The following is a 26,260-nucleotide window of genomic DNA, read 5'->3' on the forward strand; positions in this document are numbered from 1 at the left end:
TGCATGTGTTAAGCCTGCCGCCAGCGTTCGTTCTGAGCCAGGATCAAACTCTCAAGTTGAGAATTCAATCATTGGCATTACGTCACGTTCTGAATCGACGAGAACTCACACCCTTCTTCAATCAACATCAGTCCGAAAACCGACATCAAGAAAATAGGTGTAGTCTCTTGTTAAAACGTGACCGCCAAAGTCTCTTTCCGAAAGAACCCTTTCGAGTTCCTCACGAGCTCCGCCGCCCACGTTTCTCTTTCTCTATATTCAATTGTCAAAAAACCGACGAACTCACCGTCCGTCAAACCGTTTCCAACAAGCCCGAAACTCGCGCCTCAGACCCCAAAATCAGCCTCAGCCAACCAGGGAAACTCTAGAGCGAAGGTCGTCGTCGCCAGCAGCGCCGCCGCCCTCGTCAGTGATCGGGCTTATAGACCCCCAGCCTCCAAGACGTCAACAGGCTTTTTCAGGGCCCCGATAGAAATCTCACAACACGTTGAAAACAAAAAGAAATTTCTATTCACAGGCATAAGAGGCAAATTTTCGCCCGGTTAAGCGGGCGAAAATCCATCGACACAGGCGGATCAGCCGGCCTTTGCCTCATCGTTGCCGCGCAGCAACCGGATCAGGGCAGAAAAGTCCTCGCCACCATGACCGAGCTTCTCGAACATCGAATAGAGCTGGGCTGCCTGTGCACCCATCGGCGTCGTCGCACCCGCTGCACTTGCGGCCTGCTGCGACAGCTTCAGGTCCTTCAGCATCAGGCTCGCGGCAAAGCCCGGCTTGTAGTCGTTGTTGGCGGGCGAGGTCGGGACCGGACCCGGCACCGGGCAATAGGTCGTCAGAGACCAGCATTGGCCCGATGAGGTCGACGCCACGTCGAACAGGGCCTGGTGCGAAAGACCCAGCCGTTCCGCCAGCACAAAGGCTTCACAAACGCCGGCCATGGAAATGCCGAGGATCATGTTGTTGCAGATCTTTGCCGCCTGGCCGGCGCCGACGCCGCCGCAATGGACGATCTTCTTGCCCATGGCGTCGAGCAATGGCTTGCCGCGGGCGAATCCCTCGTCGCTGCCGCCGACCATGAAAGTCAGCGTGCCGGCCGCAGCACCGCCGGTTCCACCGGAGACGGGGGCATCGAGAGAGGGGCAGCCGATCTTTTCCGAGAGCGCATGCGCCTTGCGGGCGCTATCGACGTCGATCGTCGAACTGTCGATCAGGAGCGTGCCCGGATCGACGAAGCCGAGGAGTTCGTCCCAGACATAGAGGACATGGGCGCCGGCGGGCAGCATGGTGATCACGCATTCGGCGCCGCGCACCGCGTGCGCAATCGAGCCCGCGACGGAGACCCCGGTTTTCGCCGCGGCGTTGCGCGAGGCTTCCGACAGGTCGAAACCGCTGACCGCATGGCCCGCCTTCACCAGATTGGCGGCCATCGGCCCGCCCATATTGCCGAGCCCGATAAAGGCGATCTTCGTCATGTCATTCCTCCTCGCATTGAAACTCGGCCAAAACCGAACAGCGCCCCATCCTCAGGCGCTAAAACAGTGGCGGGTGATCCTTCCTGCCGAAACGCGACAGCAAGGCAGGTGTGACACCGGCCAGCGCCACCGACCATTTTGGATTGCGGTCCTTGTCGATCACCGCAGCACGCACACCTTCGTAGAAGTCGGGGTTACCAAGCATTCCGAGCGTCGCGGAATATTCCCGTTCGAGACATTCGTTCAGCGACGCGCTGCGGCGACCGGCGCGCAAGAGTTCGAGCGTCAGCTTCATGCTCAGCGCCGAACGCGAGTTGAGCAGCGCCAGCGTTTCCTTGGCGAAATCGGAACCATCAGCCTCGAGCGCCGCCACGATCTCTTCAACCGTATCAAAGGCGAAGCAGCGGTCGATCAGCGCAAAGTGGTTTTGAAGCGGCGTTGCCGGCGCTTCCGAAGCGTGCTTTGCAATCACCGCGCTGACATCGGCGCTGCGTGCCGTCGGCGGCAGCGTGGCAAGATCAGCGGCGAGCGCTTCCAGCTTATCCGAGGCGACGAAACTATCTGCAAGCCGCGCATGGATGGCATCGGCTGCGACGATGTCCCGACCGGTGAGACCGAGATAGGTGCCGAATTCGCCGGGCGTCCTGGGAAGAAGCCAGGTGGCGCCAACGTCAGGGAAGTAGCCGATCCCGGTCTCCGGCATTGCAAGCCGGGTCCGCTCGGTGACGATGCGGTGGCTGCCATGGGCGGAAATCCCGACGCCGCCGCCCATGACGATGCCGTCCATGATCGCGATATAGGGTTTGCGGTAGCTGGAAATGCGGCTGTTGACGACGAATTCCTCGCGCCAAAACTGCGCACCTTCCTCCGGCCGTTCGCGTCCACTCTCGTAAATCATGCGGATATCGCCACCGGCGCAAAGCCCGCGCTCGCCCTCGCCGGTCACCAACACGGCGGCAACGGCCGGATCATTTTCGAACTCGGTCAAAGCCGCGGCGATCAGCCGGATCATCGGCACGTTGAGGCTGTTCAATGCCCGGGTGCGGTTCAGCCGGATTCTGCCGATCGCTCCCCGCCGCTCGACGATGACTTCAGGCGCCTGCATGTCCATGAACGATCTTTCCTGTCTCTGGCCTATTTCCGGCCGATAAGCGAACGCGCAACGATCAGGCGCATGATTTCGTTGGTGCCCTCGAGGATCTGGTGCACCCGGAGGTCCCTGACAATCTTTTCGACACCATAGTCTGCGAGATAGCCGTAACCGCCGTGAAGCTGCAGCGCGTCATTGGCAACGGCAAAGCAGCGGTCGGTGACGAAGCGCTTGGCCATGGCGCAGAGTTTTGTCGCTTCGGGGTCGCCGGCATCAAGCGCAGATGCCGCGCGCCAGAGGAAGGTGCGGGCGATTTCGAGGTCGGTCGCCATGTCGGCGAGACGGAACTGCAGCGCCTGGAACTCGCCGATCGCCTTGCCAAAGGCCCGGCGCTCCTGGACATAAGCCAGCGCCTTTTCGAAGGCGGACTGGGCGCCACCGAGAGACGCGGCGGCAATGTTCAATCGCCCGCCATCGAGCCCGCCCATGGCGATCTTGAAACCATCGCCTTCCGCGCCGAGGCGGTTTTCCGCCGGCACGCGGACACCATCGAGCATGACGGCGCGGGTGGGCTGGACGTGCCAGCCCATCTTTTTCTCATTGGCACCGAATGTGAGGCCAGGTGCGTCCTTCTCGACCACGAAGGTGGAGATGCCCTTGGGGCCGTCCTCGCCGGTCCGCGCCATGATCACGTAGAGGCCGGACTCGCCAGCGCCCGAGATGAACTGCTTCTGGCCGGTCAGGACATAATCGTTGCCGTCTCTCACCGCCTTGGTCTTCAGCGCCGCTGCATCCGAGCCCGAGCCTGGCTCGGTCAGGCAGTAACTCGCCAGCACCTCCATGGTCAGCAGCCTCGGCAGCAGCCGCTGGCGCTGTTCGTCCGTGCCGTAGCGGTCGATCATGCCGGCGCACATGTTGTGGATCGAGACGAAGGAGGCGACGGCCGGGCAGCCGGTCGCGAGCGCCTCGATGATGATCGCGGCATCGAGCCGCGTCAGTCCCGTGCCGCCGACATCGTCGCGGACATAAATGCCGGCCATTCCGAGCGCTGCGGCACCGCGCAACGTGTCAACCGGAAAATGCTTCTGCTGATCCCAGTCGATCGCGTGAGGGGCGATCTCGTCGCGGGCGAAATCGAGCGCCATCTGACGAATGGCCTCCTGCTCCTCCGACAGGCGAAAATCCATATGCATGTCCTCCCTGACCGCATACCTCTGCAGGTTTCCTTTAATCGTAACCGATAAAAGGGCAAAAACCTGCAGCAACCAAACGTGCCACAGCGACCTTTGCGCGTTTCACAAGACGCGCGGCGCTGTAGGCGATGGAGGCCTAGTTACACCAAACTTCGTCCAGGCCCAGATGCAACTTCTCACAGGGTCTGTTCAAAAATGAACAGACCGTCCCAATCAGCTCTCGCTTAGACGATACGGCAGAGCGCCGCGTAAGTCATGATCCACAATCAGGCGGCGCTTCAATGGCGGCACTGCTCGGCTGGCGCATTTCGTGCGTTCGCAGATCCGGCAGGAAATGCCGATCGGATCGAAGGCGGCGCGGTTGCCGAGGTCCATGTCGTCGGCATAGACGAAGGCATCGGCATAGGAGACCTCGCAGCCGAGCGCCAGCGCGTAGCGCGGCTGCGCGGCGCGAAAGCCGCCGCCGCCCTTGGTGATCTGGGTGGCGAGGCAGAGGTAGCGAACTCCGTCAGGCGTTTCGGCCAGTTGCCGGATGATCCGGCCCGGCGTCTCGAAGGCCTGGTGCACGTTCCAGAGCGGACAGGCAGCACCAAAGCGGGCAAATTGCAGCTTTGCGGCACTGTGGCGCTTGGTGATATTGCCCGCCCGGTCGATGCGGGCAAAGAAGATCGGTATGCCTTTCTGTCCCGGCCGCTGCAGGGTCGACAGGCGGTGGCACACCTGCTCCAGCGACGCGCCGAAGCGGGCGGCGAGCAATTCGATGTCGTGCCTCAAGTCGCGAGCGGCCTTCGAGAAGGCCTGGTAGGGCAGGATCAGCGCGCCGGCAAAATAGTTCTGCAGGCCGATGCGACAGATCTCATAGGCCTCTTCGGTGCGGAAGCCGGCGCTGCCGGCGACTCGATCGATCTCTTCGCGAGCATGAAGCTGGGCGATCTGCAATGCGATCTGGAAGTCGCGCGTCGCGGCCGGCGCATAGGGATTGAGGGTCAGGATGCGGGCGCGCGGATCGAAGCGGCGGATCGCCTCGTCGCCGGCCGCTCCGCGCACGACCCGAACGCCGTGACGCTGTTCCAGATAGCTTGCCAGCGCCGCATGATTGTCGCCCTCGCCAAGCCCGAGATCGCCCGCCAGCCGCTCGGCGAGCAGATCGATCTCGTGAATGTAGTTGTCGACGAAATGAAAGAAGTCGCGCACCTCTTCATAAGGCGTCGTTTCGACGAATGAGGCCCCGCGGCCAATGGTGTCATCGATGCTGGCCAATTGCTCGCTGTTGCGGCGATAGGCCTGGTGGCAGGTGATCAGCGCATGTGCCAGTCCCGGGGCATTCTGTGCGACCAGCTTCAGTTCCTGCAAACTGGCCGAATAGGTTTCAAACAAGGGATCGCTGAGGGCTTCCGAGAGCGCCGAAAGCAGACGATCGCCCTCCCCGGTCGAAAGCTCGGCGATATCGATCTGGAATTTTTCGGCAAGGGCCAAAAGCACCGCGGCTGAGACCGGCCGCTGATTGTTCTCGATCTGGTTGAGGTAGCTGGTCGAGATGCCGATGCGCTCGGCGAACTGGCCTTGCGTCGCCTTGTTCGTCTCCCGCAGTTCCCTGACCTTGCGGCCGATATAGAGTTTGCCGATCGCCATGTTTGCAACTTTGCAATTTACGTTTCACAAATTTCTCTATTTCACATTTGCACATGAAGAGACGTTTTTCCATGCCGTCTTCGACGCTATTGCGAAGCTCGAAGCGCCTCTGCACAATCGCTGAAAAAACAGGCACTGAAAAAACCGGGAGGGCACCATGCGCGCCATACTAGAACAGGTCGAAGCCCGCCGGGCAGAAGCAAGAGCCGGCGGCGGCCAACGACGGATCGACGCCCAGCACGGCAAGGGTAAGCTGACGGCGCGCGAACGCATCGAGGTGCTGCTCGATGAAGGCTCGTTCGAAGAATACGACATGTACGTCACGCATCGCTGCGTCGATTTCGGCATGGAGAGCCAAAAGGTCGCGGGCGATGGCGTCGTCACCGGTTGGGGCACGATCAACGGCCGGCAGGTCTATGTCTTTTCTCAGGACTTCACCGTTCTCGGCGGCTCGCTGTCGGAAACCCACGCGCAGAAGATCTGCAAGATCATGGATATGGCGGTACGCAACGGGGCACCAGTCATCGGCCTCAACGACAGTGGCGGCGCCCGCATCCAGGAAGGCGTGGCCTCGCTTGCCGGTTACGCCGAGGTCTTCCGCCGCAATGCCGAAGCCTCCGGCGTCATTCCGCAGATCTCGGTCATCATGGGTCCCTGCGCCGGCGGCGCGGTCTATTCGCCGGCCATGACCGACTTCATCTTCATGGTTCGCGATTCATCCTACATGTTCGTGACCGGGCCGGATGTCGTGAAGACAGTGACGAACGAGATCGTCACTGCGGAAGAGCTCGGCGGCGCGCGCACGCATACGTCAAAGTCTTCGGTCGCCGACGGTGCGTATGAAAACGACATCGAGGCACTGGAAGCGACCCGCCTGCTTTTCGATTTCCTGCCGCTCAACAACCGCGAAAAGCCGCCGGTCCGTCCCTTCCACGACGACCCGTCGCGGCTCGAAATGCGCCTTGACAGCCTGATCCCAGACAGCGCCGCCAAACCCTACGACATGAAGGAACTGATCCTGGCGCTTGCGGATGAAGGCGACTTCTTCGAATTGCAGCAGAACTTCGCCAGGAACATCATCACCGGCTTCATCCGCATGGAAGGCCAGACGGTAGGCGTCGTCGCCAACCAGCCGATGGTGCTTGCCGGCTGCCTCGACATCGACAGTTCGCGCAAGGCCGCCCGGTTCGTGCGCTTCTGCGATGCCTTCTCGATCCCGATCCTGACGCTGGTCGACGTGCCCGGCTTCCTGCCCGGCACCGCGCAGGAATATGGCGGCGTCATCAAGCATGGCGCCAAGCTGCTCTTTGCCTATAGCCAGGCGACCGTGCCGATGGTGACGCTGATCACCCGCAAGGCCTATGGCGGCGCCTATGACGTCATGGCCTCGAAACATATCGGCGCCGACGTCAATTATGCCTGGCCGACCGCCGAGATCGCCGTCATGGGTGCCAAGGGCGCAACCGAAATCCTCTACCGCTCGGAACTCGGCGACGTCGAGAAGATCGCCGCGCGCACGAAGGAGTACGAGGAGCGCTTCGCCAACCCGTTCGTGGCGGCAGAGCGTGGCTTCATCGACGAGGTGATCATGCCACATTCGTCGCGCCGACGCATCGCGCGTGCTTTTGCGTCTCTGCGCAACAAGCAGGTCGATGTCCGCTGGCGCAAGCACGACACGATCCCGCTCTGATGGAGGCGACGATGGAACGTGAGCCGGAGCGCATCATGACACCGGAAGAGGCCCGGCGCGACCACTGGTCGATGCTGCGCTACATGGCGATCAACGCGTTGATCGGCGTTACGATCGGGGCTGTTACGGCTGGCGTGCTGATCGGGCTCAATATCGGCGCTGTCGGCACCCATATCGCCCGCTCGACGAGCCCGGTTCTCGCCACCCTCATGGTCGTCGTGCCCTTCGCGCTGCTCTTCGGTGGTGCTGCCGCCGCATCGTCGATCGCGCTTCTGCCCTACCGCCGCAAGTTCAAACGCTGACGCCCGGCCCCAGAATTCGCCAAGGATTTGAAAGAGAAACAAATGTTCAAGAAAATCCTCATCGCCAACCGTGGTGAAATCGCCTGCCGCGTCATCAAGACCGCAAAGAAGCTCGGCATCGCCACCGTCGCGGTCTACTCCGACGCCGACCGCGAGGCCATGCATGTGCGCATGGCGGACGAGGCGGTGCATATCGGCCCCTCGCCGTCGGCCCAGTCCTATATCGTCATCGACAAGATCATCGAGGCGATCCGCAAGACCGGCGCCGATGCGGTCCATCCGGGCTATGGTTTCCTCTCGGAAAACGCCGCCTTTGCCGAAGCGCTGGAGAAGGAAGGCGTGGCCTTCATCGGCCCGCCGGTCGGCGCCATCCAGGCGATGGGCGACAAGATCACCTCCAAGAAGCTCGCGGCCGAGGCCGGCGTCTCGACGGTTCCGGGCCATATGGGCCTGATCGAGGATGCAGACGAAGCGGTCCGGATCGCCGCGTCGATCGGCTATCCCGTGATGATCAAGGCGTCTGCCGGCGGCGGCGGCAAGGGCATGCGCATTGCATGGAACGACCAAGAGGCGCGCGAAGGCTTCCAGTCCTCAAAGAACGAGGCGAAGAACGCCTTCGGCGATGACCGCATCTTCATCGAAAAATTCGTGACCGAGCCGCGCCACATCGAGATCCAGGTGCTTGGCGACAAGCACGGCAACACGCTCTATCTCGGCGAGCGCGAATGCTCGATCCAGCGCCGCAACCAGAAGGTCATCGAGGAGGCGCCCTCGCCTTTCCTCGACCCCGAGACCCGCAAGGCCATGGGCGAACAGGCGGTCGCACTTGCCAAGGCCGTCGGCTACCACTCGGCCGGCACCGTCGAATTCATCGTCGATGCCAAGCGCAACTTCTATTTCCTCGAGATGAACACCCGCCTGCAGGTGGAGCATCCGGTGACCGAGCTCATTACCGGGCTCGACCTCGTGGAGCAGATGATCCGAGTTGCTAGCGGCGAAAAGCTCGCCTTCGGCCAGGACGATGTGAAGCTCAATGGCTGGGCGATTGAAAGCCGGCTTTATGCGGAAGATCCCTATCGCAACTTCCTGCCGTCGATCGGCCGGCTGACACGCTATCGGCCGCCGGTCGAGGGCAAACGCGACGATGGCACGGTGACGCGCAACGACACCGGCGTCTTCGAGGGCGGCGAGATTTCGATGTATTACGATCCGATGATCGCAAAGCTCTGCACCTGGGCACCGGACCGCCGGACGGCGGTCGAGGCTATGGCCGAGGCGCTCGATCAGTTCGAAGTGGAAGGCATCGGCCATAACCTGCCGTTCCTTTCGGCTGTCATGCAACAGCAGCGCTTCCGCAACGGCCGGCTGACGACCGCCTATATCGCCGAGGAATTCGTCGACGGTTTTCACGGCGTTGCGGCCGATGAGCGGTCGCTTCGCAAGCTCGCCGCCGTCGCGGTCTCGGTCAATCAGATCCTACAGGAACGGGCCAGCCAGATTTCCGGCACGATCGGCAATCATCGCCGCATCATCGGCCATGATTGGGTGGTCGGTCTCGGCGATCACGATATTGCGGTGACTGCCGGTTCGTCCGCTGACGGCTCCTATGTGAGCTTCGCCGATGGCTCGACAGTCACCATCGCCGGCGACTGGACGCCCGGTCGTACGCTTGCCACGTTCAACATCGACAATGAGCCCTTGAGCGTCAAAGTCGATCTGGTCGGCACCGCCCTCCGGCTTCGCTGGCGCGGCATTGATGTCGTTGCCCATGTCAGAAGCCCGCGGGTTGCGGAACTGGCACGGCTGATGCCGGAGAAGCTGCCGCCGGACACGTCGCGCATGCTGCTTTGCCCGATGCCCGGGGTGATCACCTCGGTCACGGTAAAAGCCGGCGACACGGTCGAAGCAGGACAGGCGCTCGCGGTCGTCGAGGCGATGAAGATGGAGAACATCCTGCGCGCCGAGAAACGGGCCGTGGTGAAGCGCGTGGCGGTCGCCGCCGGCGCCAGCCTCGCTGTCGACGAGCTGATCATGGAATTCGAGTGATGAACCTTCACAACCGTGGCCCTCATTCCTGTGCTTGTCACAGGAATCCAGCAGCGTCGCGTCTGCGACGCGAAGAATTCACCCTTTCACGCGAACGACTTCGCGTGGCTGGATCCCTGTGACAAGCACAGGGATGAGGCGAGGAAGGCGCCCTTTTTGGGCAAGGAGCTAGCGATGAGCCAAAAGACCGTGAAAGACTGGGAAACCCTCGCCGAGCGTGAACTCAAAGCAGCGCCGGAAAGCCTTATCTGGCACACGCCCGAGGGCATCGCGGTGAAGCCGCTTTATACGTCCGGCGATCTCGACGGTGTTGATCACCTCGCCTCGCTGCCGGGCTTCGAACCTTTCGTGCGTGGCCCGCGCGCCACCATGTATGCGGGCCGTCCCTGGACGATCCGGCAATATGCCGGCTTCTCGACGGCGGAAGCGTCGAACGCCTTCTACCGGAAAAACCTGGCTGCGGGCCAGAAAGGCCTCTCGGTCGCCTTCGATCTTGCGACCCATCGCGGCTATGACAGCGACCACCCGCGCGTCGAGGGCGACGTCGGCAAGGCGGGTGTGGCGATCGACTCGGTCGAGGACATGAAGATCCTGTTCGACGGCATCCCGCTCGACGAGATGTCGGTGTCGATGACCATGAACGGCGCCGTCATCCCGATCCTCGCCTCGTTCATCGTCGCCGGCGAAGAACAGGGCGTTTCGCGCGACAAGCTTTCAGGCACGATCCAGAACGACATCCTCAAGGAGTTCATGGTCCGCAACACCTATATCTACCCGCCTGAGCCCTCGATGCGCATCGTCGCCGATATCATCGAGTACACAGCCAGGGAGATGCCGAAATTCAACTCGATCTCGATCTCCGGCTATCACATGCAGGAGGCCGGCGCGACGCTGGTGCAGGAGCTTGCCTTCACGCTCGCCGACGGGCGCGAATATGTACGGGCGGCGCTTGCCAAGGGGCTGAATGTCGACGAATTCGCCGGGCGGCTTTCCTTCTTCTTTGCCATCGGCATGAACTTCTTCATGGAAGCCGCGAAGCTTCGCGCTGCGCGCCTGCTCTGGACCCGGATCATGAAGGAGTTCGAGCCGAAGAAGCCGTCGTCGCTGATGCTGCGCACCCATTGCCAGACCTCGGGCGTCTCGCTGCAGGAGCAGGATCCCTACAACAACATCGTCCGCACGGCCTTCGAGGCGATGTCCGCCGCTCTCGGTGGCACCCAGTCGCTGCACACCAATTCGTTCGACGAGGCGATCGCGCTGCCGACGGAGTTTTCCGCCCGCATCGCCCGCAACACGCAACTGATCCTGCAGCACGAGACCGGCGTGACCAAGGTCGTCGATCCGCTCGCCGGGTCCTACTATGTCGAAAGCCTGACCAACGAGCTCGCAGACAAAGCCTGGCTACTGATCGAGGAGGTCGAGGCGATGGGCGGCATGACCCGTGCGGTCAATGCCGGGCTGCCGAAGCGATTGATCGAAGAGGCGGCGACCCGTCGCCAGGCCGCCGTCGACAAGGGCGAGGAGATCATCGTTGGGGTCAACAAGTACCGCCTCGACAACGAGGAGCCGATCGACATTCTGGAGATCGACAACAGCGCCGTGCGCGCCGCGCAGATCCGCCGGATCGAGGAAACCAAGCGTCGGCGCGACAGCGTCGAGGTCAAGAAGACCCTTACGGCGCTTGCTGAGATCGCATTGACAGGCGAAGGCAACCTGCTGGCCGCCGCCGTCGAGGCGGCGCGTGCCCGCGCCACCGTCGGCGAAATTTCCGATGCGATGCGTGGCGCCTTCGGCGACCACGCCGCGACGCCCAAGGTCGTCAGCAAGATCTACGGCAAGGCCTATGAAGGTGAGCCGGAGCTCGAGGTGCTCTCGGGGCGCCTCGACGAGGTCTCAGCAAAGCTCGGCCGCAAACCAAAAATAATGGTCGCAAAGCTCGGCCAGGACGGCCACGACCGCGGCGCCAAAGTCATCGCCTCGGCCTTCGGCGATATCGGTTTCGACGTGCTTGCCGGCCCTCTTTTCCAGACCCCGGAAGAGGCCGCCGACATGGCGCTGGCCAGTAAGGTCAATGTCATCGGCGTCTCCTCGCTTGCCGCCGGCCACAAGACGTTGATGCCGCAGCTTGCAGAAGCCCTGAAGAAGCGCGGCGGCGAGGATGTCATCGTCATCTGCGGCGGCGTCATTCCGCGTCAGGACTATGACTACCTGATGGACAACGGCGTGTCGGCCGTCTTCGGTCCGGGCACCAATGTGCTCGACGCCGCACGCGCCGTGCTCGACCTGATCGAAGGCAAACGCCGCAATATCTGACACGGCAAGGCGGAGGGTGTTTGGCTCTTCACCTGCCCCGTGCGGTTGTCGTCGCCGATTGGCGCAACTATGTTGTGGCCATGACGTCGATCGCCGAAGTGTTCGGACCCTTTGTCCTGATGGGGCGCCTCATCGCTCGCTTCTGGCCGCAGCTCCTCTTGATCGGGACCTGCGGCTACATCGTGCATGATCTCCTGATGCGTGCGGCAGTCTGGATCGGGCTGCAGCATCCGCTCGGTGGCATGGTGACGCTCTCCTTTGTCGTGCTGGCGAAGCTCGTCGTTATCGTCTTGATGTTCATGGCGCTTCGCCCCGGTTTGCCGGCTCGAAGCGCTCCGCCAACAACCGGTGGCCACGCATGTCGAGACCACGGTGCCGAAAACCGATCGCAGGCTGCTCGCCGTCACCTCAGCCGCCATCCTGCCGTTCTTCGCCTATTACGCCGCCTGGGGTTTCCTCGGCGAGGCGGTGCGGGAATATTCGCGTTTGGCACTCGACGCCGTCGCCTTCGGCGAGAAGGGTGACTTCTTCGATATCCTGAAATCGCGCGGCGTCTTTATTTCGATCGCGTTGTGCTGGCTGGTGCGGTGGGGCGCAAAGCGCATGAGCAAGCGCAGCGAAACACCCTTCTGGCGACTGCTGGTCGTCGCGGCGGACGCGAGCTGGATCTTCATCGGGCTTTATGGCCTGTCGGTCTGGAAAGACCAGGTCATCACCTGGCTCGGCGCCGGCAGGCTTCTCAGCATGAACGGTTTCACCTTCACCGCCGTAGCGCATGCCGCCGAGACCTTCGTGCCGGTGGAACTGAGAAGACCCGATTGGAACACTGAGGCCGAGGGTCTGTTCTTCTATGCGCTTCTACCGATCATCTGGCTGGTCATGGCGGCGATCATCAATGGTTACGAGCTTTCGAGCCCGGAATCGCGCGCCAGGCCATCCTCGCCGCGGCCGCGGCGGGCCAGAACCTTTCGCAAGTGGATTGCCGATTTCCTCGACCACTTCGTCAGCGACTACCGCTCCCGCTACGCTCCGATATGGACCTGCCTGAAGCTGACGCTCGGTTCAGGGCTTGCGACGCTATTTGCCTTCATCATTGCCTACCGCGCCATCGCCTGGCTTGGTGCCTGGATCTGGTATGCGGCGACGCGAACCCTCGGCATGGGCGACCTCGCGAGTTGGCAGCTTGTCTTCGATGCACTCAGCCTTTTCATCGGCAGCCCTAGCGATCTCGACGGCGGCATCGTGCTCGACGCCGTGCGCATCACCTTGTTGGCGGCGATGCTCGAACATGCGGTTTCCGGCCAGGCTGAGAAGAGCGAAATCAGCTACGCGTCTACTTGAAGATCAGCGTTTCATCGCTTGCGCCCGGAAACTCAATCCTGAGCGAAAGATCCCGCGCCTCCGCGGGAACGATGAAGCTCTCGGCCATACGGACCGTGGCGCCAGTCTTGGCGTCGGTAAAGGCGAGCACACCGCAGCGCGGGCGTTCGGCCACCTCCGGATACATCTCCCGGACGATCGGCTCGGTCAGGGTGACGGGCTCAAAACGGCGCCCCTCACTGTCGATCAGCCGGACGCGGCAGGCTCCTTGCGACAGAACGGCCGGATCGGTCGGCGACGCCTCGAATTCGGCGAGAATGACGCGCGCGTCATTGGTGCGCGGCAGCCGCCTCATGTCCAGAAGCTTCCACTGTCCACCGGCAAAGGCCTGCCCCGCTCCATCCTCGACGACGATCTCGGCCTTTTGGGTGGCAAGCCAATGCCCCTCTCGCAGGCTCTCCCACGCACGGACGACGAAGGCGAGCGGCAGTGCGACGACCAGCGCCAGCAGGCAGATCCAGAACGTGCGCTTCTCGCTCATGCCGGTGTCTCCTCAGCGCGCCGCCAACGTCCAGGGCGTGCCGCTGCTGCCGCGCGCAATGGTGACGGACGGCTTGATATCGGTCGGCTGCTTGTCGCCGAGCGTAATCCAAAGCTCCTCAGCAAGCGGCATCACCAGGCTGCGGGCGACGAGCAGCGTGCCTTTGTCAACGGCCGCTTCGGGAAGTTCGAAGGCAAGAAGTACCGGCCTCGGCAGGCCTGGTTCGAGCCTTTCCGTCGGCAGATAGCCGGGCACGGTCGAGAACCGCTGGCTGAGCTCGTAGCGCAAACCGTTGCCTGCCAGCCACTCCGCCGAGGTCAGCGTCATCGTTTCGGTTTTCGCGACGGCCGCGCCTTCGATGATGAGCCAGATGCCGGATGTCGAGTATTCCTTGATCCGCCCGAAGCTCTCGACCCTGACCTGGCGTGCCAGGTGCACATTGGCCGCGCCGAAGGCGAAGTCCCGGCTCTCGACCCGCTCGCCGACTGCACCACGAACGGCAATCGGTGCCGTGATATCGCCGTAGCCAGGCGTGCTGCTTCGCATCGCGTACAGCGCTGCGATTGCAGACACTGAGAGCAGCAGCGCGCGAAGAGCCGACATCATTGCTCCGACGATCCCGTATCTTGCGTGACTGCCAATTCGACCACCGCGGCCTCGCCATCATCGAACCAGTTGGGCGCGCCGTAGAGGTTGTCACGCGGCTTGTAGATCTGTTTGCCGATGGACAGAGAAACCTTCTCCGGCTCCGGGCGATCCGCCGGCCATTCCCAGACCGCGATGAGCTTTTCCGGCATGTTTGGGTTGATGGCACTCGCGATCCATTTGTCCCTGGCGAGATAATAGACCGGCTTCGGCGATGCGATGACTCGCTCGTCCTTGATCGCGATCAGGTTCATAAAGGCATTGCTGGTGGTGACCGATCGGTTGTCGAGTTCGATATCCACCATCAGGAATCGCTTCGGCTCGAACGGCTTGGTTCCGGTCGGCGGCACGGAAGCCATGGTGGCGTCGTTGATCGTCACCCGCCACCGGCCGGTATCGATCGCCTCACCCTTGGCTGCGGTGACGGCAGGCACCGGATTCGCCGCATCATAGACTGCGGTCGCAAAGGAGACCGCAGCCGCAGCCATTCCGCCGATACCGGTGACCAGCATGATCAAAAGACGCTGCCTGATTTTCGATCGTTGCACGACCGGCATTTGTCCTCCGTCCGCCCCTTCGGATGTTGCAACCGGAAGATAGGGAGGTTCGCACGGAAAATCAAAACACGCGTATCGGGGCAAGCGTCTTTGTCGGCCCGCGTCAGGACATCAGCACCTAGATCCGTTGCATCTCGATCGGCGCCGGCTGATGACGCCAGTTCGTAGCAGGCAGCCCTCTTTCGAAGGTCGCGCGAATGGACAATGGCCTGCCTGTTGCGTGCGAAACCACCATGAACATCTGCAATTCAGGGCCACGCCGAACGAACTGAATACCGAAATGCTTGCCGCCATAGGCGCCAGCGACTGTGGACTTCCACTGCCCGGTCCCTGCGGCAAGCTCGAGGTCCAAAAAGTTCTCGACGTTCATGACGGCTTGCCAGCCGTTGTTGCTCGTGACCGTCAGCAGGTCGCCATGTCTTACGATGCCGATGTAGCACTGATCGCAACGGCCGGCCGTCGAAGTCAGTTGCCGCCATTGCCCCGCAAACGCAGAGCCGTCCGCCCGCGCCGCGCCTGCAAGCGAAAAAGACAACAGGCAGACAACACCGACTCCCCGGAGAAACTTCACACTTCAACTCCCTGATTGTTCCCAGCCATCAGGCCGTTTGGAGCGTTGCCGACACATTCACTGATTGCATAATACACACACAGCAACCCAGAAGAAAATAGTTGAGATGTCGGATGCTTTCCGACCGCTTTGCGGGCAGCTTGCCCCCGCATTGGCGCTTGCCTTCTTGCCGCGACGGACGACAATCGAGTGGAGCGGAAAAGGGTGAAACCAGATCCCGTTTCGTCCTGTGTCCTCCGCTTCACCTGGGAGGCCTTCGATGCGAAAACTGCAGTCGCAAGGGGTTCATCACATCACGCTCGTCGGCGCCGACCGACAGACGTCGATCGATTTCTGGGAGGGTCTTCTCGGCATGCCCTTCATTTTCGAGCAGCCGAATCTCGACCGGGCGAGCGAAAGCCATCTCTATTTCGACCCGGGCGATGGCCGCCTGATCACCATCTTCACCGACGAGAACCGCAAGCCCGATCCCGAGCGAACCCCGACGGACATCGGCTGTGTGCACCACATCGCCTTTGCCGTTTCGCGCGCGACCTTCACCCAAGCGGTGGAGCGGCTCGACGAGCGAAGTATCCGGCACAGCGGCGTCAAGGACCGCGGCTTCATGGACTCGATCTATTTCGAGGACCCGCTTGGGCTGCTGGTCGAGCTTGCCTCCTATCGCTTCGAGCCACCACCGGGCCACAGCCACGCCGAGGTGCTGATGGAAGCACACAAGGTCAGGGTCGCACGCGGCGACTACAATATCGCCGAGGTGCACCTGGCCGATGCGATCGAGACACTGATCGAGCGCGCACGGCCAACGCTGTCGTCCGACCGGGAGCCGAAGGATCCTTATCGGCCGCGATAAAGCGCGTCGTGGTCCACGCCTGTCGTTCAACGCACGCGACCGCGCCGGCGAGCGAGCCGGAACTGCGGGATCGCGAGCAAAGGGAGGAGTGACATGCCTGCAATCAAGCTCAACGTGATCAAGCCCAGCGTCAACAACATGACGGCGCGCGTCTTCCTGAGGGCAGCCAAGCTCGACTTCAGCGAACAGGATGTCTACGGCCAGACCCGGACGGCCGAATACCTGGCGAAGGCACCGTCGCATCTGACACCGATGGTGGAGACTGCGGACCTGCCCAAGGGAGCCCTATGGGAGAGTTGCGCGATCATGCAGTATCTCTGCAACAAGCACGGGCTCGACGAATTCTATCCGAGGGACCCCGAGGCCCGCGCCATGATCGATAGCGCGATGTTCTATCTGATCGGCACCTTCTACCCCTATCTCGCCCGGGCCACCTATCCGGCACTGAACTTCCCGCTCTATCCGGGCGAAGTTGGTTGCAGCGATGCGGATGCGGAGACCAAGGAGAAGGCGCGCCGCGCAGCAGTCGAAGCGCTTGCCGAGCCGCTCGACGTCTTTCGGGCGTTCTATATCGGCGACAAACCCTTCATCGGTGGTTCCACCCCCTCGATCGCTGACATCAGGCTTGCGGCGACCCTCGAATTCCTGGCGGCAATCGACTACTCGCTGCCGGACTGGGCGAAGACCTACGTCGCCAACATGGAAAAGACGCTCGGCAATGCCTACACCGAACCGGCGACCGATGTGCGCGGCTACATCAGTTACGTGAAGGCCCAAAGGTAGACGCTCCGCCGGCTGCCACGTAGCAGGCTCATTGAACGAGAAGCACGATACCGGTTGCACCCAGCGCCAGCGTCCAGAGGCGATCGAAGTTGATCCACGCCGAGCGGAGTGCCGCAAGGCCGAGCCATTCGAAGACGGCGAGCGCGACCGCGGCGACGACGGCCAGCATTGCTGCGCCATGAACCGCAACGGCGGCGAGCGCGACGGGAAGCGAACCTGCGATTGCGAGATCCCCGGGACTATCCGCCACGCAGAGGCTGAGGACCGCCGGCAGCAGCATCAGGCCCGCCCCGTGGCTCGTCGCCATCAGGAAGGACCAGAGGCCAAGGCCGGCCATGCTGGCGCGCATGCCAACTCTCACCCGATGGCGGTGTCCGTAAAGCGCGCCGTAGGCGGCGACGCTGAGTATGAGCAGCGCCGCGACAAGCCTGAAACTGTGCGGCTCCAGCGCCGCGCCGAATGTGACGACCACTGCCAGCGTCAGCGCGGCGGAGACGGCATGACCGGCAGCAATCGGAGCAAGTGACAACCACACGATCCGACGGTCCTGGCGGTGAAGTCCGAGCGCCACGGCAAAGAGCCAGCCCATCGCCGGATTGATGCCGTGAAAGGCACCGAGGGCGGCAATCGAAAGCCACGGCCAGAACGTCGTCATTCGCCCCGACAGGACTGCACGATCGTCCCCTCCCTACGGGTAGCAATAGGAGTCGGACGAGCAGTCACCGCCTTCGAGACGGACCTGATGCGGGCGATGGCCCTTCGGCCAGTCGACGAAGAAGTTTTCGTCGAAGGTGATGCCGCCACCGTCGGCGACGTCCAGTTTGACCATCCACCCGTCGATACCTTCGGGGTAGAACTGCGGATCGATGGCACCATAGAGCGAATTGGTGAAATAGACCCGCTTGCCGTCCCGGCTGATCTCCACCATCTGCGGCCCGCCATTCAGCGCTCCGTTCTTGGCCTTCGGATGGGATGCACGCGAAACGATGCCGCCGATCCGCACACGGCCCGTCTCCTTCGGCGCAAAGGGGTCAGAAACGTCGTACTGGATCATGTCGCCGGTGCCCCAGCAGGAAACGTAGAGGAACCGGTCGTCCATCGACAGGTCGATATCGGTGACGAGCGGCGCGACAGCGCTGAAGCCCTTGAGCACGGGGGGCAGCAAATCCGGATCGGCCGGCTCCGCCGGTATCTCGATCACCTTCTTCACCGCCCATCGGTCGCCGTCGCGATACCAGGTCCAGATCGACGCCGAGAGGTCCTTGAGGCTGATGACGCAGCCGACGAAGCCATAGGCCTTGGTCGGATCATGCGCAGGCCGCAGCTCGAAGACGAGCTGGTGCTCCTCGCCGAAATCGATCTCCTGCAGGTGCTTGCGCTTGTGTAGGTCCCAGAAGTGCAGCCGGCGGCCATATTTCGAACCGAGCAGCACCTCGGGAACCAGCCCGTTTTCGAACGTATCCGGCGTGCCCCATTCGCTGGTGATCAGCGTGTCATGGCCGAGATGCCACCAGAAATCATAGGCAAGCTTCTGCGGCCCACGATCCATTTCCCATTGGCCGAGCACATCGAAACTCTGGTGGTCCAGCAGGAAGATGCCGCCGGGCGCCTTGCCGTCACGATCCGCGAGCGCGTTGATGTAGATGCCTTCGGGACCGCAATGGGTGGTGTGCAGCCGCGAATAATTTGCCTTCTCGGCAATTTCCGAAGGCTCGATCACCCGCACGATCTTCGGATTGCGCGGGTCCGGCTTGGTGTCGATGATGTGCAGACGGGAGGACCTCAACCCCGGCACTACCAGATAGCGGCGCTCGACATGCGGATGCGGCGCATTGGGGCAAAGACAGGAAGAGCAAGCATTCCAGCCGAAATGGTGCAGTTCGTCGCCGACGTTCGGCATGTCGACCTGGCCGACGATCTGCGAATAGCTTGGCGACGCCGGATCGACGTCGACGACCGCAATCGCATCCGGCCGCTTCCGCTCGGGATCGAACGCCGCCACATAGGCGAGCGTTTCCTTGGGAGCCTTGGCGGCCATGCGCGGTGATGGATAGAAGGAAGGATCGGGTCGCCACGTCGCCATTGCCATTCTCCCCTACGAGAATTCTAAATGCGCGGTTCCTGATGCAGGTTCCGGTCATGCGGCAAAAACGCGTCGGAAATGCGGCCTATCCGCCACATTTCCCCGATGGAGTGCTTGAGGCCGGGTGCGGATCCTGTCGCCGTGGGCAGCCGGCGGCGTTCTATGTCTCAATCCGCAGTTTCATTCGGTCAGCGGCAAATCGGGTACGGGAATACTCCACTGGAGAGCCGTCGAGATCGGCATTCAGCGATTGCGCCTCGAGCACGATCGCGCCCGGCGAGAGCTTCAGCATCGAAAGCTCCTCCGCGTCGGCATGCCGGGCGACAATCTCGGTCGAGGCGCGGACATAGTCATCCAAGCCGTGGGCGGCGAAGGCCTTGGTGACGGAATGCAACCGTTCGAATACTTCGGCCATGCGCGGAAAACGATGCGCAGGATAATAGCTCGAGGATACCGACAGCGGTCGGCCATCGCCGCTGCTGACGGTCCTGAGCTCGATCACCGTATCGCCCGGCGCAATGCCGAGTGCCTTTGCGATCTCGCCGTTTGCCGGCAATTCGCCGTGGCCGAGCAGCCTCGTGCCGATCTCCTTCACTTGGCGACCGAGCCCCTGCGAGAACCGCGTGCGCTTCGAGATCGGGTAGCTCACCCTTTCCTTGCGCTCGATCATCGTGCCGCGTCCCTGGACCGCGCGCACCAGTCCCTCTTCGGCAAGCGCCGCAAGCGCGCTTCTGACCGTGTGCCGGTTGACGCCGAATTCGCCCGCAAGCACCGTCTCAGGCGGCACCATGCCGGCCGCATCGTAGTCGCCATTGCTGATTGCCAGGCGGATCCGGTCGGCGATCTGCCGCCACAGAGCGACGCCGGTCTGGCGCTCCACCACTTTTCGCATTGCCGTGTCTTTTCGCATTGGCATGTCACAAGCCTGTCATTTGCGGACGTTATGGAAAAGTATAAGATGTACAGTTGTCTAGATCAATAGACATTTGAGGTGAAAATGATGGATGCGAAGCTGAAACAGGAAAGCCCGCCGGATCCGGCGCGCAAGAAAGCCATGGGACTGCTCGCTCGCGCGACCCTCGACGAGCTGAATGCTGCCTGGGAAGCGCTCGCCGACAAGCCGGACGTTCATCCGGTTCGCGGTCCGGAGACCGGCCTCGTCATGGTGCGTGGCCGCATCGGTGGCGGTGGCGATCCCTTCAACCTCGGCGAGGCGACGGTCTCGCGCGCGACCATCCGCCTTTCGAGCGGCGAGATCGGCCACGGGCAGCTGCTCGGTGCGGACCGGCAGCGCGCGCGGCTTGCAGCGATCTTCGACGCACTCGCCCAGCGCGAGGACGATCGCGCGAACGTCGATGCTCTGCTTCAACAAGTGGCGGACCGGCTGGCGCTGGAAGAACGCCGCAACGCCGAAGAGACTGCAGCAACCCGCGTCGACTTTTTCACCATGGTCCGGGGAGACGACTGATGGCCAGCCAATCGCAGATTTACGCCGGCGCCTTCGCAGATCCAGTCTTTGCCGCCCAATCCGTCTTCCGCGACCTGATGGAGGGTTTTGCCCGCCCAGGCGCGATCAAGCAGCTTTCGGCCAAGAGCACGCCGCCCGCGCCGCTCGGCGCCGCGGCCGGCGCCGTGGCATTGACGCTTTGTGACCATGACACGCCCGTCTGGCTGACGCCGTCGCTCGGGAAATCGGGCGTTCCGCAATGGATCGCTTTCCATACGGGCGCCGCAGTGACCGCCAGCAAGACCGAAGCCCGCTTCGCCTTCGTCGAAAAAAGCGCCGCCTTCCCAGGTTTCGACCAGTTCTCGCTCGGCACCCAGGAATACCCGGATCGTTCGACGACGCTCGTCATTGAAGTCGAGGCGCTGACCGGCGGCCGGGCACTCACCGCCAAGGGGCCCGGCATCAAGGACGAGACGGAAGTCGCCGTGAAGGGGCTGCCGGAAGTCTTCCTCGAATTCTGGACCGCCAACCGCGCAATCTTTCCGCGCGGCGTCGATCTCGTGCTGACGGCCGGAGAGGAACTGCTCTGCCTGCCGCGCACAACCCGTCTTTCGCTGAAGGAGGCGTGACCCATGTATGTAGCCGTCAAGGGCGGGGAAGCCGCCATTGCCAATGCGCACCGCCTTCTCGCCGACCGCCGCCGCGGTGACCGAAACCTGCCCTCAATCACCATCGAACAGATAGTCGAGCAACTCGGACTTGCCGTCGACCGGGTGATGGCGGAAGCCTCGCTCTACGATCGCGCGCTTGCGGCTCTAGCAGTTCGCCAGGCACGCGGCGATATGATCGAAGCGATCTTCATCCTCCGCGCCTACCGCACGACGCTGCCGCGCTTTGGCTACTCCGAGCCGGTCGACACCGCCAACATGAAGATCGAGCGCCGCGTATCGGCGACCTACAAGGATCTGCCCGGTGGACAATTGCTGGGGCCGACCTTCGACTACACCCACCGCCTGCTCGATCCTTCGCTGATCGCCGACGAGACCGTCGCAGAGCCGGCGGTCAAGGAACCCGGCGAACACGTCATGCGCGTCTCCGACATTCTCGACGGCGAAGGCCTGATCGAGGGCGACGGCCAGATGCCCGAAGGTCATGTCATGGGCGACCTTACCCGCGAGCCGATGGAGTTTCCGATGGCCCGCGACCTGCGCCTGCAGGCGCTCGCCCGCGGCGACGAAGGCTTCCTGCTGGCGCTCGCCTATTCGACCCAGCGCGGCTATGGCCGCACCCATCCCTTCGTCGGCGAAGTGCGCATCGGCGAAGTGGAGGTCGAGCTCGATCTTCCGGAACTCGGCTTTGCCGTCTCGCTCGGCACGATCCGCGTCACCGAATGCCAGATGGTCAACCAGTTCATGGGTTCGGCCAAGCAGCCGCCTCAGTTCACCCGCGGCTACGGCCTCGTTTTCGGCCAGAGTGAACGTAAGGCGATGTCGATGTCGCTGGTCGACCGGGCGCTGAGAACCGACGAGTTCAGCGAGGACATCGTTGCGCCGGCCCAGGATCAGGAATTCGTCATCTCGCACGCCGACAACGTTCAGGCGACCGGCTTCGTCGAGCACCTGAAGCTGCCGCACTATGTCGACTTCCAGGCAGAACTGGACCTCGTCCGGCGCATGCGCCGCGACTACGAGGCGGCCAACGCCGGCGACACGGCGAAGGAACAACGGGAGGCGGCCGAATGATCGGGCAAACCGCATGGACGCACGGTGACCGTTCAGTCGCCGCCGCCATCTCCACCGCCGCAATCGCCGCCACTGTCACCGGCAAAGACGACGCCGGCATCGCCGGAACCATCGTCCTTGCGCGCCTTGGCGTCCGGCTCGCGCCGGGCATTGCGGGCGGCCCAGAACAGGGCGGCCACCACCACCGCGACGATCACAACCACCCAGAAAACTATCTCGCTCAAATCCTGACCCCATCCGCGGTCGACACACTCAAGGGTAATCGGCGATGAACGACCTTGCTACTTATAATTTCGCCTATCTGGACGAACAGACGAAACGCATGATCCGCCGCGCCATCCTGAAGGCGATCGCGATCCCCGGGTACCAGGTCCCCTTCGCCTCACGCGAAATGCCGATGCCCTATGGCTGGGGCACCGGCGGCGTCCAGGTCACCGCTTCGATCCTCGGGCCGGAAGACGTGCTGAAGGTCATCGACCAGGGCGCCGACGACACCACCAACGCCGTCTCGATCCGCGCCTTCTTCCAGAAGGTCGCCAATGTCGCCGTCACCACCCGGACAAAGGAGGCGACGATCATCCAGACGCGCCACCGTATTCCCGAGGAAAAGCTCTCGGAAGGCCAGACGCTCGTCTACCAGGTGCCGATCCCGGAACCCTTGCGCTTCCTCGAACCGCGCGAGACCGAAACACGCAAGATGCACGCGCTTGAGGAATACGGGCTGATGCATGTGAAGCTCTACGAGGACATCGCCCGCAACGGCCATATCGCCACGACCTATGCCTATCCGGTCAAGGTCGAGGGCCGTTACGTCATGGACCCTTCGCCGACACCGAAGTTCGACAATCCGAAGATGCACATGTCGGAGGCGCTGCAGTTGTTCGGCGCCGGCCGCGAAAAACGCATCTATGCGGTGCCACCCTACACCGACGTCGTCAGCCTCGACTTCGACGACCATCCGTTCGAGATCCAGAGCTTCGACAAGCCCTGCGCACTCTGTGGTGCCGAGGACGTCTATCTCGACGAGGTCATCCTCGACGACAAGGGCGGGCGCATGTTCGTCTGCTCCGACACCGATCATTGCGAAGACCGCCGCGCCTGCGGCCATGCAGGTCACATGCTCGCCCGAAAGGAGGCCGCAGAATGAGTACCCTCCCGCTTCTGAAAGTGAACGACGTCTCGAAGTTCTACGGAAGCCGCATCGGCTGCCGCAACGTCTCCTTCGAGCTTTACGCGGGCGAAGTGCTCGCCATCGTCGGCGAATCCGGCTCCGGCAAGACGACGTTGCTCTCGTGCCTCTCGACCCGGCTGATGCCGACCTCGGGTATCGTCGAGTACCATATGCGCGACGGTCAGTACCGTGATCTTGCCCGCATGGGCGAATCGGAACGCCGCTTCCTGATGCGCACCGACTGGGGCTTCGTTCATCAGAACCCGGCCGATGGCCTGCGCATGACGGTCTCGGCCGGCGCCAATGTCGGCGAACGACTGATGGCCGTCGGCGATCGTCACTATGGCAACATTCGCGCCACCGCCAGCGACTGGCTGGAGCGGGTGGAAATCGGCGTCGATCGCATCGACGACCAGCCGCGCGCCTTCTCCGGCGGCATGCGCCAGCGCCTGCAGATCGCCCGCAACCTCGTCACCTCCCCACGCCTCGTCTTCATGGACGAGCCGACCGGCGGTCTCGACGTGTCGGTGCAGGCACGCTTGCTCGACCTGGTGCGCGGGCTCGTGCATGACCTCGGCCTTGCCGCTGTTATCGTCACCCACGACCTTGCCGTCGCCCGCCTGCTTTCACACCGCATGATGGTGATGAAGGATGGCGCAGTCATCGAACAGGGACTGACCGACCGGGTGCTCGACGATCCGCGCGAGCCCTATACCCAGCTCCTCGTCTCCTCGATCTTGCAGGTGTAAATCATGGCTACGCCCCTCGTTGTTTCCGAAGTCGCAAAAAGCTTCACCATGCACCTGCGCGACGGCGTCCGCCGGCCCGTCGTCGCCAACGTCTCCTTCTCGGTCAAGGCAGGCGAGTGCGTTGTTCTCGGCGGCCCCTCCGGCGTCGGCAAGAGCTCGATCCTGAAAATGCTCTACGGCAATTACGGCGTGGACGAAGGCCAGATCCTGATGGATCACGACGGCAAGCTGGTAAACCTGGCAACGGCCGAGCCGCGCACCGTGCTTGAGGTCCGGCGCACGACGCTCGGTTATGTCAGCCAGTTCCTGCGTGTCGTGCCCCGTGTCTCCGCTCTCGACATCGTCGCGGAACCCTTGCAGGCCCGCGGCACCCCGATCGAAGAGGCGCGTGCGCACGCGGCGGAACTCTTAAGCAAGCTCAACCTGCCGCGCGAACTCTGGAGCCTGCCACCAGCCACCTTCTCCGGCGGCGAGCAGCAGCGCGTCAACATCGCCCGCGGCTTCATCACCGACCACAGGATCCTGCTGCTCGACGAGCCGACCGCATCGCTCGACGCCAAGAACAGGGCCGTCGTCGTCGAACTGATCGCTGAGAAGAAGGCGAAGGGTACGGCGCTGATCGGCATCTTCCACGATGAGGAGGTCCGCGACGCCGTTGCCGACCGCATTCTCGACGTCTCGGCCTTCTCGCCGCGAAAGGCTGCCGCATGAGCCAGAAGCTTGGGCTCGAGCCCTTCATCCATCCGACGGCGAGCGTCAACAATTCGACGTTCGGCCGCTATACTGAAGTGCAGGAGCGTTCGCGGCTCGACGAGGTCGAGTTCGGCGACTATTCCTACATCATGCAGGACGGCTCGATCTGGTGCGCGACGATCGGCAAGTTCGTCAACATCGCCGCCGCCGTGCGCATCAACGCCACCAATCATCCGACCTGGCGCGCGACGCTGCACCACTTCACCTACCGCGCACCGAACTATTGGGATGATACCGAACTCGACCACGACCTCTTCGCCTGGCGACGATCGAACCGGGTGACGATCGGTCACGACGTCTGGATCGGCCACGGCGCCACCATCCTGCCTGGCGTCACCGTCGGCAATGGCGCGGTGATCGGCGCCGGCGCCGTCGTCTCCAAGGATGTCGAGCCCTACACCATCGTCGGCGGCGTCCCCGCGAAGCTCATCCGCAGCCGTTTCAACGAAGGTATTGGCGAGCGGTTGGACACGCTCGCCTGGTGGGACTGGGACCACCAGCGCCTGCGCCGCGCGCTTGACGATTTCCGCGAACTGACGGCCGAGGAATTTCTGGTGCGCTACGCATAAGTGATCAGGCGCCGAGCGCAGGTTCGGCGCCCTCTCGAGCTGAGAACGAGGCGATCTACGGCCCGTTCACCAGTCTCAGAATCAACTGGTGGATATTGCCGCCGTCGGTGAGCTCAACCTGGTCGAAGTCGCGGCTGCGCTGGCGTTGTGCCTGCGAGAGCGCGCCGAGGCGCTTGGTCATTTCGGTCCTGATCTTGCGGCACTTCGGATCATCGGGGACGGTGAGCCCCAAGGTCGCGCCTTCGATCGCGCGCACCATTTCCTTGATGAAATCCCCGTGCACGAGTTCGTGCTTGCGCACCCCGTCGATGAAGATGTCCCAATTTTCGCGTGTGCCCGCAGGCAGAGGCTTCGCGGGCTTCGGCAGGGTATAGGTGATGATCAGCTTCGGCTTTGCCGTCGTCAGCACGCAGGCGCCTGCCTGTTCTTCGTACTTCCGCGTCCAGGTCAGCTTGAAATTGGTATGGGCGATCGCCCGGCCAATTCCGGCCTTCGGCCCGCGCTCGCCGATCGAAGCATAAAGGCCCGCGCCCGTCTGCCCTTCGATGACATAGGGCGCTTCCTTCTCGACCGCCAGCCACTCGGCAAACGCACTGCGCGGCGTGGACGCGAGGCAAAGGGCAACCACGCCCAGACAAAGGCTTTTGTTCAATCCAAACCTCGACGTTCGCCCCTTACGGCGCACAACTCTACCAGCCTTCCTTAAACGGGAATCGGCGGATGGCAACAGTTCAAGTGCAA

The 26,260-nt window shown here is 62.7% G+C and carries 28 protein-coding genes; 15 read left to right on the top strand and 13 right to left on the bottom strand.

The genetic code is table 11. The features are described from left to right. On the top strand, positions 1-368 hold a 368-nt coding region (locus IB265_RS36515; RefSeq protein WP_210334515.1), incomplete at its 5' end, for a hypothetical protein. Between the two features lie 207 nt (positions 369-575). Here the strand turns inward: IB265_RS36515 and mmsB are convergent. From mmsB to IB265_RS15850, 4 genes are all read right to left on the bottom strand, one after another. After that, positions 576-1,472: a 3-hydroxyisobutyrate dehydrogenase gene (mmsB, locus tag IB265_RS15835; protein ID WP_192494919.1), complete on the bottom strand. Its 897-nt coding sequence runs from the start codon at positions 1,470-1,472 to the stop codon at positions 576-578. A gap of 58 nt (positions 1,473-1,530) precedes the next feature. Further along, on the bottom strand, positions 1,531-2,583 hold the full coding sequence (locus IB265_RS15840) for an enoyl-CoA hydratase/isomerase family protein (protein ID WP_057251634.1): 1,053 nt from the start codon (positions 2,581-2,583) through the stop codon (positions 1,531-1,533). Between the two features lie 23 nt (positions 2,584-2,606). Then, positions 2,607-3,749, bottom strand: a complete 1,143-nt coding sequence (locus tag IB265_RS15845; protein WP_058328381.1) for an isobutyryl-CoA dehydrogenase — start codon at positions 3,747-3,749, stop codon at positions 2,607-2,609. 219 nt (positions 3,750-3,968) lie between these two features. Then, positions 3,969-5,387: a short-chain fatty acyl-CoA regulator family protein gene (locus IB265_RS15850; protein ID WP_192494920.1), complete on the bottom strand. Its 1,419-nt coding sequence runs from the start codon at positions 5,385-5,387 to the stop codon at positions 3,969-3,971. A gap of 157 nt (positions 5,388-5,544) precedes the next feature. Between IB265_RS15850 and IB265_RS15855 the strand changes: the two genes are divergently transcribed. The 5 genes from IB265_RS15855 to IB265_RS15875 all read left to right on the top strand — a co-directional run bounded on the left by IB265_RS15855 (position 5,545) and on the right by IB265_RS15875 (position 13,079). Continuing rightward, positions 5,545-7,077, top strand: coding sequence for an acyl-CoA carboxylase subunit beta (locus IB265_RS15855; protein WP_058323265.1), 1,533 nt, complete (start codon positions 5,545-5,547; stop codon positions 7,075-7,077). An 11-nt stretch (positions 7,078-7,088) separates the two neighbouring features. Beyond that, positions 7,089-7,379, top strand: coding sequence for a hypothetical protein (locus tag IB265_RS15860; RefSeq protein ID WP_246805972.1), 291 nt, complete (start codon positions 7,089-7,091; stop codon positions 7,377-7,379). 42 nt (positions 7,380-7,421) lie between these two features. Next, entirely contained in the window at positions 7,422-9,425 is a 2,004-nt protein-coding gene (locus IB265_RS15865) for an acetyl/propionyl/methylcrotonyl-CoA carboxylase subunit alpha (RefSeq protein ID WP_192494921.1), read from the top strand. Between the two features lie 174 nt (positions 9,426-9,599). Further along, positions 9,600-11,738: a methylmalonyl-CoA mutase gene (scpA, locus tag IB265_RS15870; RefSeq protein ID WP_192494922.1), complete on the top strand. Its 2,139-nt coding sequence runs from the start codon at positions 9,600-9,602 to the stop codon at positions 11,736-11,738. 372 nt (positions 11,739-12,110) lie between these two features. After that, entirely contained in the window at positions 12,111-13,079 is a 969-nt protein-coding gene (locus IB265_RS15875; RefSeq protein WP_246805973.1) for a hypothetical protein, read from the top strand. Here the strand turns inward: IB265_RS15875 and IB265_RS36765 are convergent. The 4 genes from IB265_RS36765 to IB265_RS15890 form a co-directional block, all read right to left on the bottom strand. Further along, on the bottom strand, positions 13,072-13,599 hold the full coding sequence (locus IB265_RS36765) for a hypothetical protein (protein WP_057251640.1): 528 nt from the start codon (positions 13,597-13,599) through the stop codon (positions 13,072-13,074). The two genes, IB265_RS15875 and IB265_RS36765, sit on opposite strands and share 8 nt — an antisense overlap. Before the next feature lie 12 nt (positions 13,600-13,611). Next, positions 13,612-14,202 (bottom strand): hypothetical protein, encoded by a 591-nt coding sequence (locus IB265_RS15880; protein WP_057251641.1) that lies wholly within the window; start codon positions 14,200-14,202, stop codon positions 13,612-13,614. Beyond that, complete coding sequence (locus IB265_RS15885; RefSeq protein WP_057251642.1) at positions 14,202-14,801, bottom strand: hypothetical protein; 600 nt, start codon at positions 14,799-14,801, stop codon at positions 14,202-14,204. Before IB265_RS15885 ends, IB265_RS15880 begins: the two co-directional genes overlap by 1 nt. A gap of 118 nt (positions 14,802-14,919) precedes the next feature. After that, positions 14,920-15,372 (bottom strand): hypothetical protein, encoded by a 453-nt coding sequence (locus tag IB265_RS15890; protein ID WP_156414666.1) that lies wholly within the window; start codon positions 15,370-15,372, stop codon positions 14,920-14,922. A gap of 259 nt (positions 15,373-15,631) precedes the next feature. On the opposite strand from IB265_RS15890, the gene IB265_RS15895 reads away from it, so the two are divergent. Then, positions 15,632-16,222 carry a VOC family protein gene (locus IB265_RS15895; protein ID WP_057251644.1) on the top strand — a complete coding sequence of 197 codons (591 nt, stop codon included), beginning with the start codon at positions 15,632-15,634 and terminating at the stop codon, positions 16,220-16,222. A gap of 93 nt (positions 16,223-16,315) precedes the next feature. Then, positions 16,316-17,005, top strand: a complete 690-nt coding sequence (locus tag IB265_RS15900; protein ID WP_057251645.1) for a glutathione S-transferase family protein — start codon at positions 16,316-16,318, stop codon at positions 17,003-17,005. Between the two features lie 28 nt (positions 17,006-17,033). Here the strand turns inward: IB265_RS15900 and IB265_RS15905 are convergent, their stop codons facing one another. The 3 genes from IB265_RS15905 to phnF all read right to left on the bottom strand — a co-directional run bounded on the left by IB265_RS15905 (position 17,034) and on the right by phnF (position 19,980). Further along, positions 17,034-17,660, bottom strand: coding sequence for a hypothetical protein (locus IB265_RS15905; RefSeq protein WP_057251646.1), 627 nt, complete (start codon positions 17,658-17,660; stop codon positions 17,034-17,036). A gap of 33 nt (positions 17,661-17,693) precedes the next feature. Further along, positions 17,694-19,088, bottom strand: a complete 1,395-nt coding sequence (locus tag IB265_RS15910) for a selenium-binding family protein (protein ID WP_057251647.1) — start codon at positions 19,086-19,088, stop codon at positions 17,694-17,696. A 160-nt stretch (positions 19,089-19,248) separates the two neighbouring features. Then, a complete protein-coding gene (gene phnF, locus IB265_RS15915) occupies positions 19,249-19,980 on the bottom strand; it encodes a phosphonate metabolism transcriptional regulator PhnF (protein ID WP_192494923.1) in 732 nt (243 codons plus the stop codon). A gap of 108 nt (positions 19,981-20,088) precedes the next feature. Here phnF and phnG point away from each other — a divergent pair, with 108 nt between their 5' ends. From phnG to IB265_RS15930, 3 genes are read left to right on the top strand one after another with little or no spacing between them, the layout of a single operon-like run. Then, the gene (gene phnG, locus IB265_RS15920) at positions 20,089-20,556 is read left to right on the top strand and encodes a phosphonate C-P lyase system protein PhnG (protein WP_057251649.1); all 468 of its coding nucleotides are present in this window, start codon (positions 20,089-20,091) and stop codon (positions 20,554-20,556) included. Further along, positions 20,556-21,164, top strand: a complete 609-nt coding sequence (gene phnH / locus IB265_RS15925) for a phosphonate C-P lyase system protein PhnH (protein ID WP_057251650.1) — start codon at positions 20,556-20,558, stop codon at positions 21,162-21,164. Before phnG ends, phnH begins: the two co-directional genes overlap by 1 nt. Positions 21,165-21,167: 3 nt before the next feature. Beyond that, on the top strand, positions 21,168-22,277 hold the full coding sequence (locus tag IB265_RS15930; RefSeq protein ID WP_057251651.1) for a carbon-phosphorus lyase complex subunit PhnI: 1,110 nt from the start codon (positions 21,168-21,170) through the stop codon (positions 22,275-22,277). Positions 22,278-22,309: 32 nt separating this feature from the next. Here IB265_RS15930 and IB265_RS15935 read toward each other — a convergent pair whose 3' ends face one another. Continuing rightward, entirely contained in the window at positions 22,310-22,501 is a 192-nt protein-coding gene (locus IB265_RS15935) for a hypothetical protein (RefSeq protein WP_112997346.1), read from the bottom strand. 44 nt (positions 22,502-22,545) lie between these two features. Here IB265_RS15935 and IB265_RS15940 point away from each other — a divergent pair, with 44 nt between their 5' ends. From IB265_RS15940 to IB265_RS15955, 4 genes are read left to right on the top strand one after another with little or no spacing between them, the layout of a single operon-like run. After that, on the top strand, positions 22,546-23,424 hold the full coding sequence (locus tag IB265_RS15940; protein WP_057251652.1) for an alpha-D-ribose 1-methylphosphonate 5-phosphate C-P-lyase PhnJ: 879 nt from the start codon (positions 22,546-22,548) through the stop codon (positions 23,422-23,424). Further along, on the top strand, positions 23,421-24,197 hold the full coding sequence (gene phnK / locus IB265_RS15945; RefSeq protein WP_057251653.1) for a phosphonate C-P lyase system protein PhnK: 777 nt from the start codon (positions 23,421-23,423) through the stop codon (positions 24,195-24,197). Before IB265_RS15940 ends, phnK begins: the two co-directional genes overlap by 4 nt. Before the next feature lie 3 nt (positions 24,198-24,200). Then, a complete protein-coding gene (gene phnL / locus IB265_RS15950) occupies positions 24,201-24,908 on the top strand; it encodes a phosphonate C-P lyase system protein PhnL (protein ID WP_057251654.1) in 708 nt (235 codons plus the stop codon). Continuing rightward, positions 24,905-25,519, top strand: a complete 615-nt coding sequence (locus IB265_RS15955; protein WP_057251655.1) for a DapH/DapD/GlmU-related protein — start codon at positions 24,905-24,907, stop codon at positions 25,517-25,519. The genes phnL and IB265_RS15955 overlap by 4 nt, the downstream gene beginning before the upstream one ends. Before the next feature lie 55 nt (positions 25,520-25,574). Here IB265_RS15955 and IB265_RS15960 read toward each other — a convergent pair whose 3' ends face one another. Beyond that, on the bottom strand, positions 25,575-26,171 hold the full coding sequence (locus IB265_RS15960) for a DUF922 domain-containing Zn-dependent protease (RefSeq protein ID WP_057251656.1): 597 nt from the start codon (positions 26,169-26,171) through the stop codon (positions 25,575-25,577). Positions 26,172-26,260: the final 89 nt, after the last annotated feature.

This window comes from Ensifer sp. ENS10, assembly GCF_014852025.1.
Classification (GTDB): domain Bacteria; phylum Pseudomonadota; class Alphaproteobacteria; order Rhizobiales; family Rhizobiaceae; genus Ensifer.

Excerpts from the sequence above, each read along its gene's own strand:
- IB265_RS15895 (WP_057251644.1), top strand. The coding sequence starts at position 15,632 with ATGCGAAAACTGCAGTCGCAAGGGGTTCATCACATCACGCTCGTCGGC.
- IB265_RS15865 (WP_192494921.1), top strand. The coding sequence starts at position 7,422 with ATGTTCAAGAAAATCCTCATCGCCAACCGTGGTGAAATCGCCTGCCGC.
- phnL (WP_057251654.1), top strand. The coding sequence starts at position 24,201 with ATGGCTACGCCCCTCGTTGTTTCCGAAGTCGCAAAAAGCTTCACCATG.
- IB265_RS15885 (WP_057251642.1), bottom strand. The coding sequence starts at position 14,801 with ATGCCGGTCGTGCAACGATCGAAAATCAGGCAGCGTCTTTTGATCATG.
- IB265_RS15940 (WP_057251652.1), top strand. The coding sequence starts at position 22,546 with ATGAACGACCTTGCTACTTATAATTTCGCCTATCTGGACGAACAGACG.
- IB265_RS15905 (WP_057251646.1), bottom strand. The coding sequence starts at position 17,660 with ATGACGACGTTCTGGCCGTGGCTTTCGATTGCCGCCCTCGGTGCCTTT.
- phnF (WP_192494923.1), bottom strand. The coding sequence starts at position 19,980 with ATGCGAAAAGTGGTGGAGCGCCAGACCGGCGTCGCTCTGTGGCGGCAG.
- phnH (WP_057251650.1), top strand. The coding sequence starts at position 20,556 with ATGGCCAGCCAATCGCAGATTTACGCCGGCGCCTTCGCAGATCCAGTC.
- IB265_RS15855 (WP_058323265.1), top strand. The coding sequence starts at position 5,545 with ATGCGCGCCATACTAGAACAGGTCGAAGCCCGCCGGGCAGAAGCAAGA.
- IB265_RS15880 (WP_057251641.1), bottom strand. The coding sequence starts at position 14,202 with ATGTCGGCTCTTCGCGCGCTGCTGCTCTCAGTGTCTGCAATCGCAGCG.
- scpA (WP_192494922.1), top strand. The coding sequence starts at position 9,600 with ATGAGCCAAAAGACCGTGAAAGACTGGGAAACCCTCGCCGAGCGTGAA.
- IB265_RS15845 (WP_058328381.1), bottom strand. The coding sequence starts at position 3,749 with ATGGATTTTCGCCTGTCGGAGGAGCAGGAGGCCATTCGTCAGATGGCG.
- IB265_RS15840 (WP_057251634.1), bottom strand. The coding sequence starts at position 2,583 with ATGGACATGCAGGCGCCTGAAGTCATCGTCGAGCGGCGGGGAGCGATC.
- IB265_RS15850 (WP_192494920.1), bottom strand. The coding sequence starts at position 5,387 with ATGGCGATCGGCAAACTCTATATCGGCCGCAAGGTCAGGGAACTGCGG.
- IB265_RS15930 (WP_057251651.1), top strand. The coding sequence starts at position 21,168 with ATGTATGTAGCCGTCAAGGGCGGGGAAGCCGCCATTGCCAATGCGCAC.
- phnG (WP_057251649.1), top strand. The coding sequence starts at position 20,089 with ATGGATGCGAAGCTGAAACAGGAAAGCCCGCCGGATCCGGCGCGCAAG.
- phnK (WP_057251653.1), top strand. The coding sequence starts at position 23,421 with ATGAGTACCCTCCCGCTTCTGAAAGTGAACGACGTCTCGAAGTTCTAC.
- IB265_RS15955 (WP_057251655.1), top strand. The coding sequence starts at position 24,905 with ATGAGCCAGAAGCTTGGGCTCGAGCCCTTCATCCATCCGACGGCGAGC.
- IB265_RS15910 (WP_057251647.1), bottom strand. The coding sequence starts at position 19,088 with ATGGCGACGTGGCGACCCGATCCTTCCTTCTATCCATCACCGCGCATG.
- IB265_RS15900 (WP_057251645.1), top strand. The coding sequence starts at position 16,316 with ATGCCTGCAATCAAGCTCAACGTGATCAAGCCCAGCGTCAACAACATG.
- IB265_RS15860 (WP_246805972.1), top strand. The coding sequence starts at position 7,089 with ATGGAACGTGAGCCGGAGCGCATCATGACACCGGAAGAGGCCCGGCGC.
- mmsB (WP_192494919.1), bottom strand. The coding sequence starts at position 1,472 with ATGACGAAGATCGCCTTTATCGGGCTCGGCAATATGGGCGGGCCGATG.
- IB265_RS36765 (WP_057251640.1), bottom strand. The coding sequence starts at position 13,599 with ATGAGCGAGAAGCGCACGTTCTGGATCTGCCTGCTGGCGCTGGTCGTC.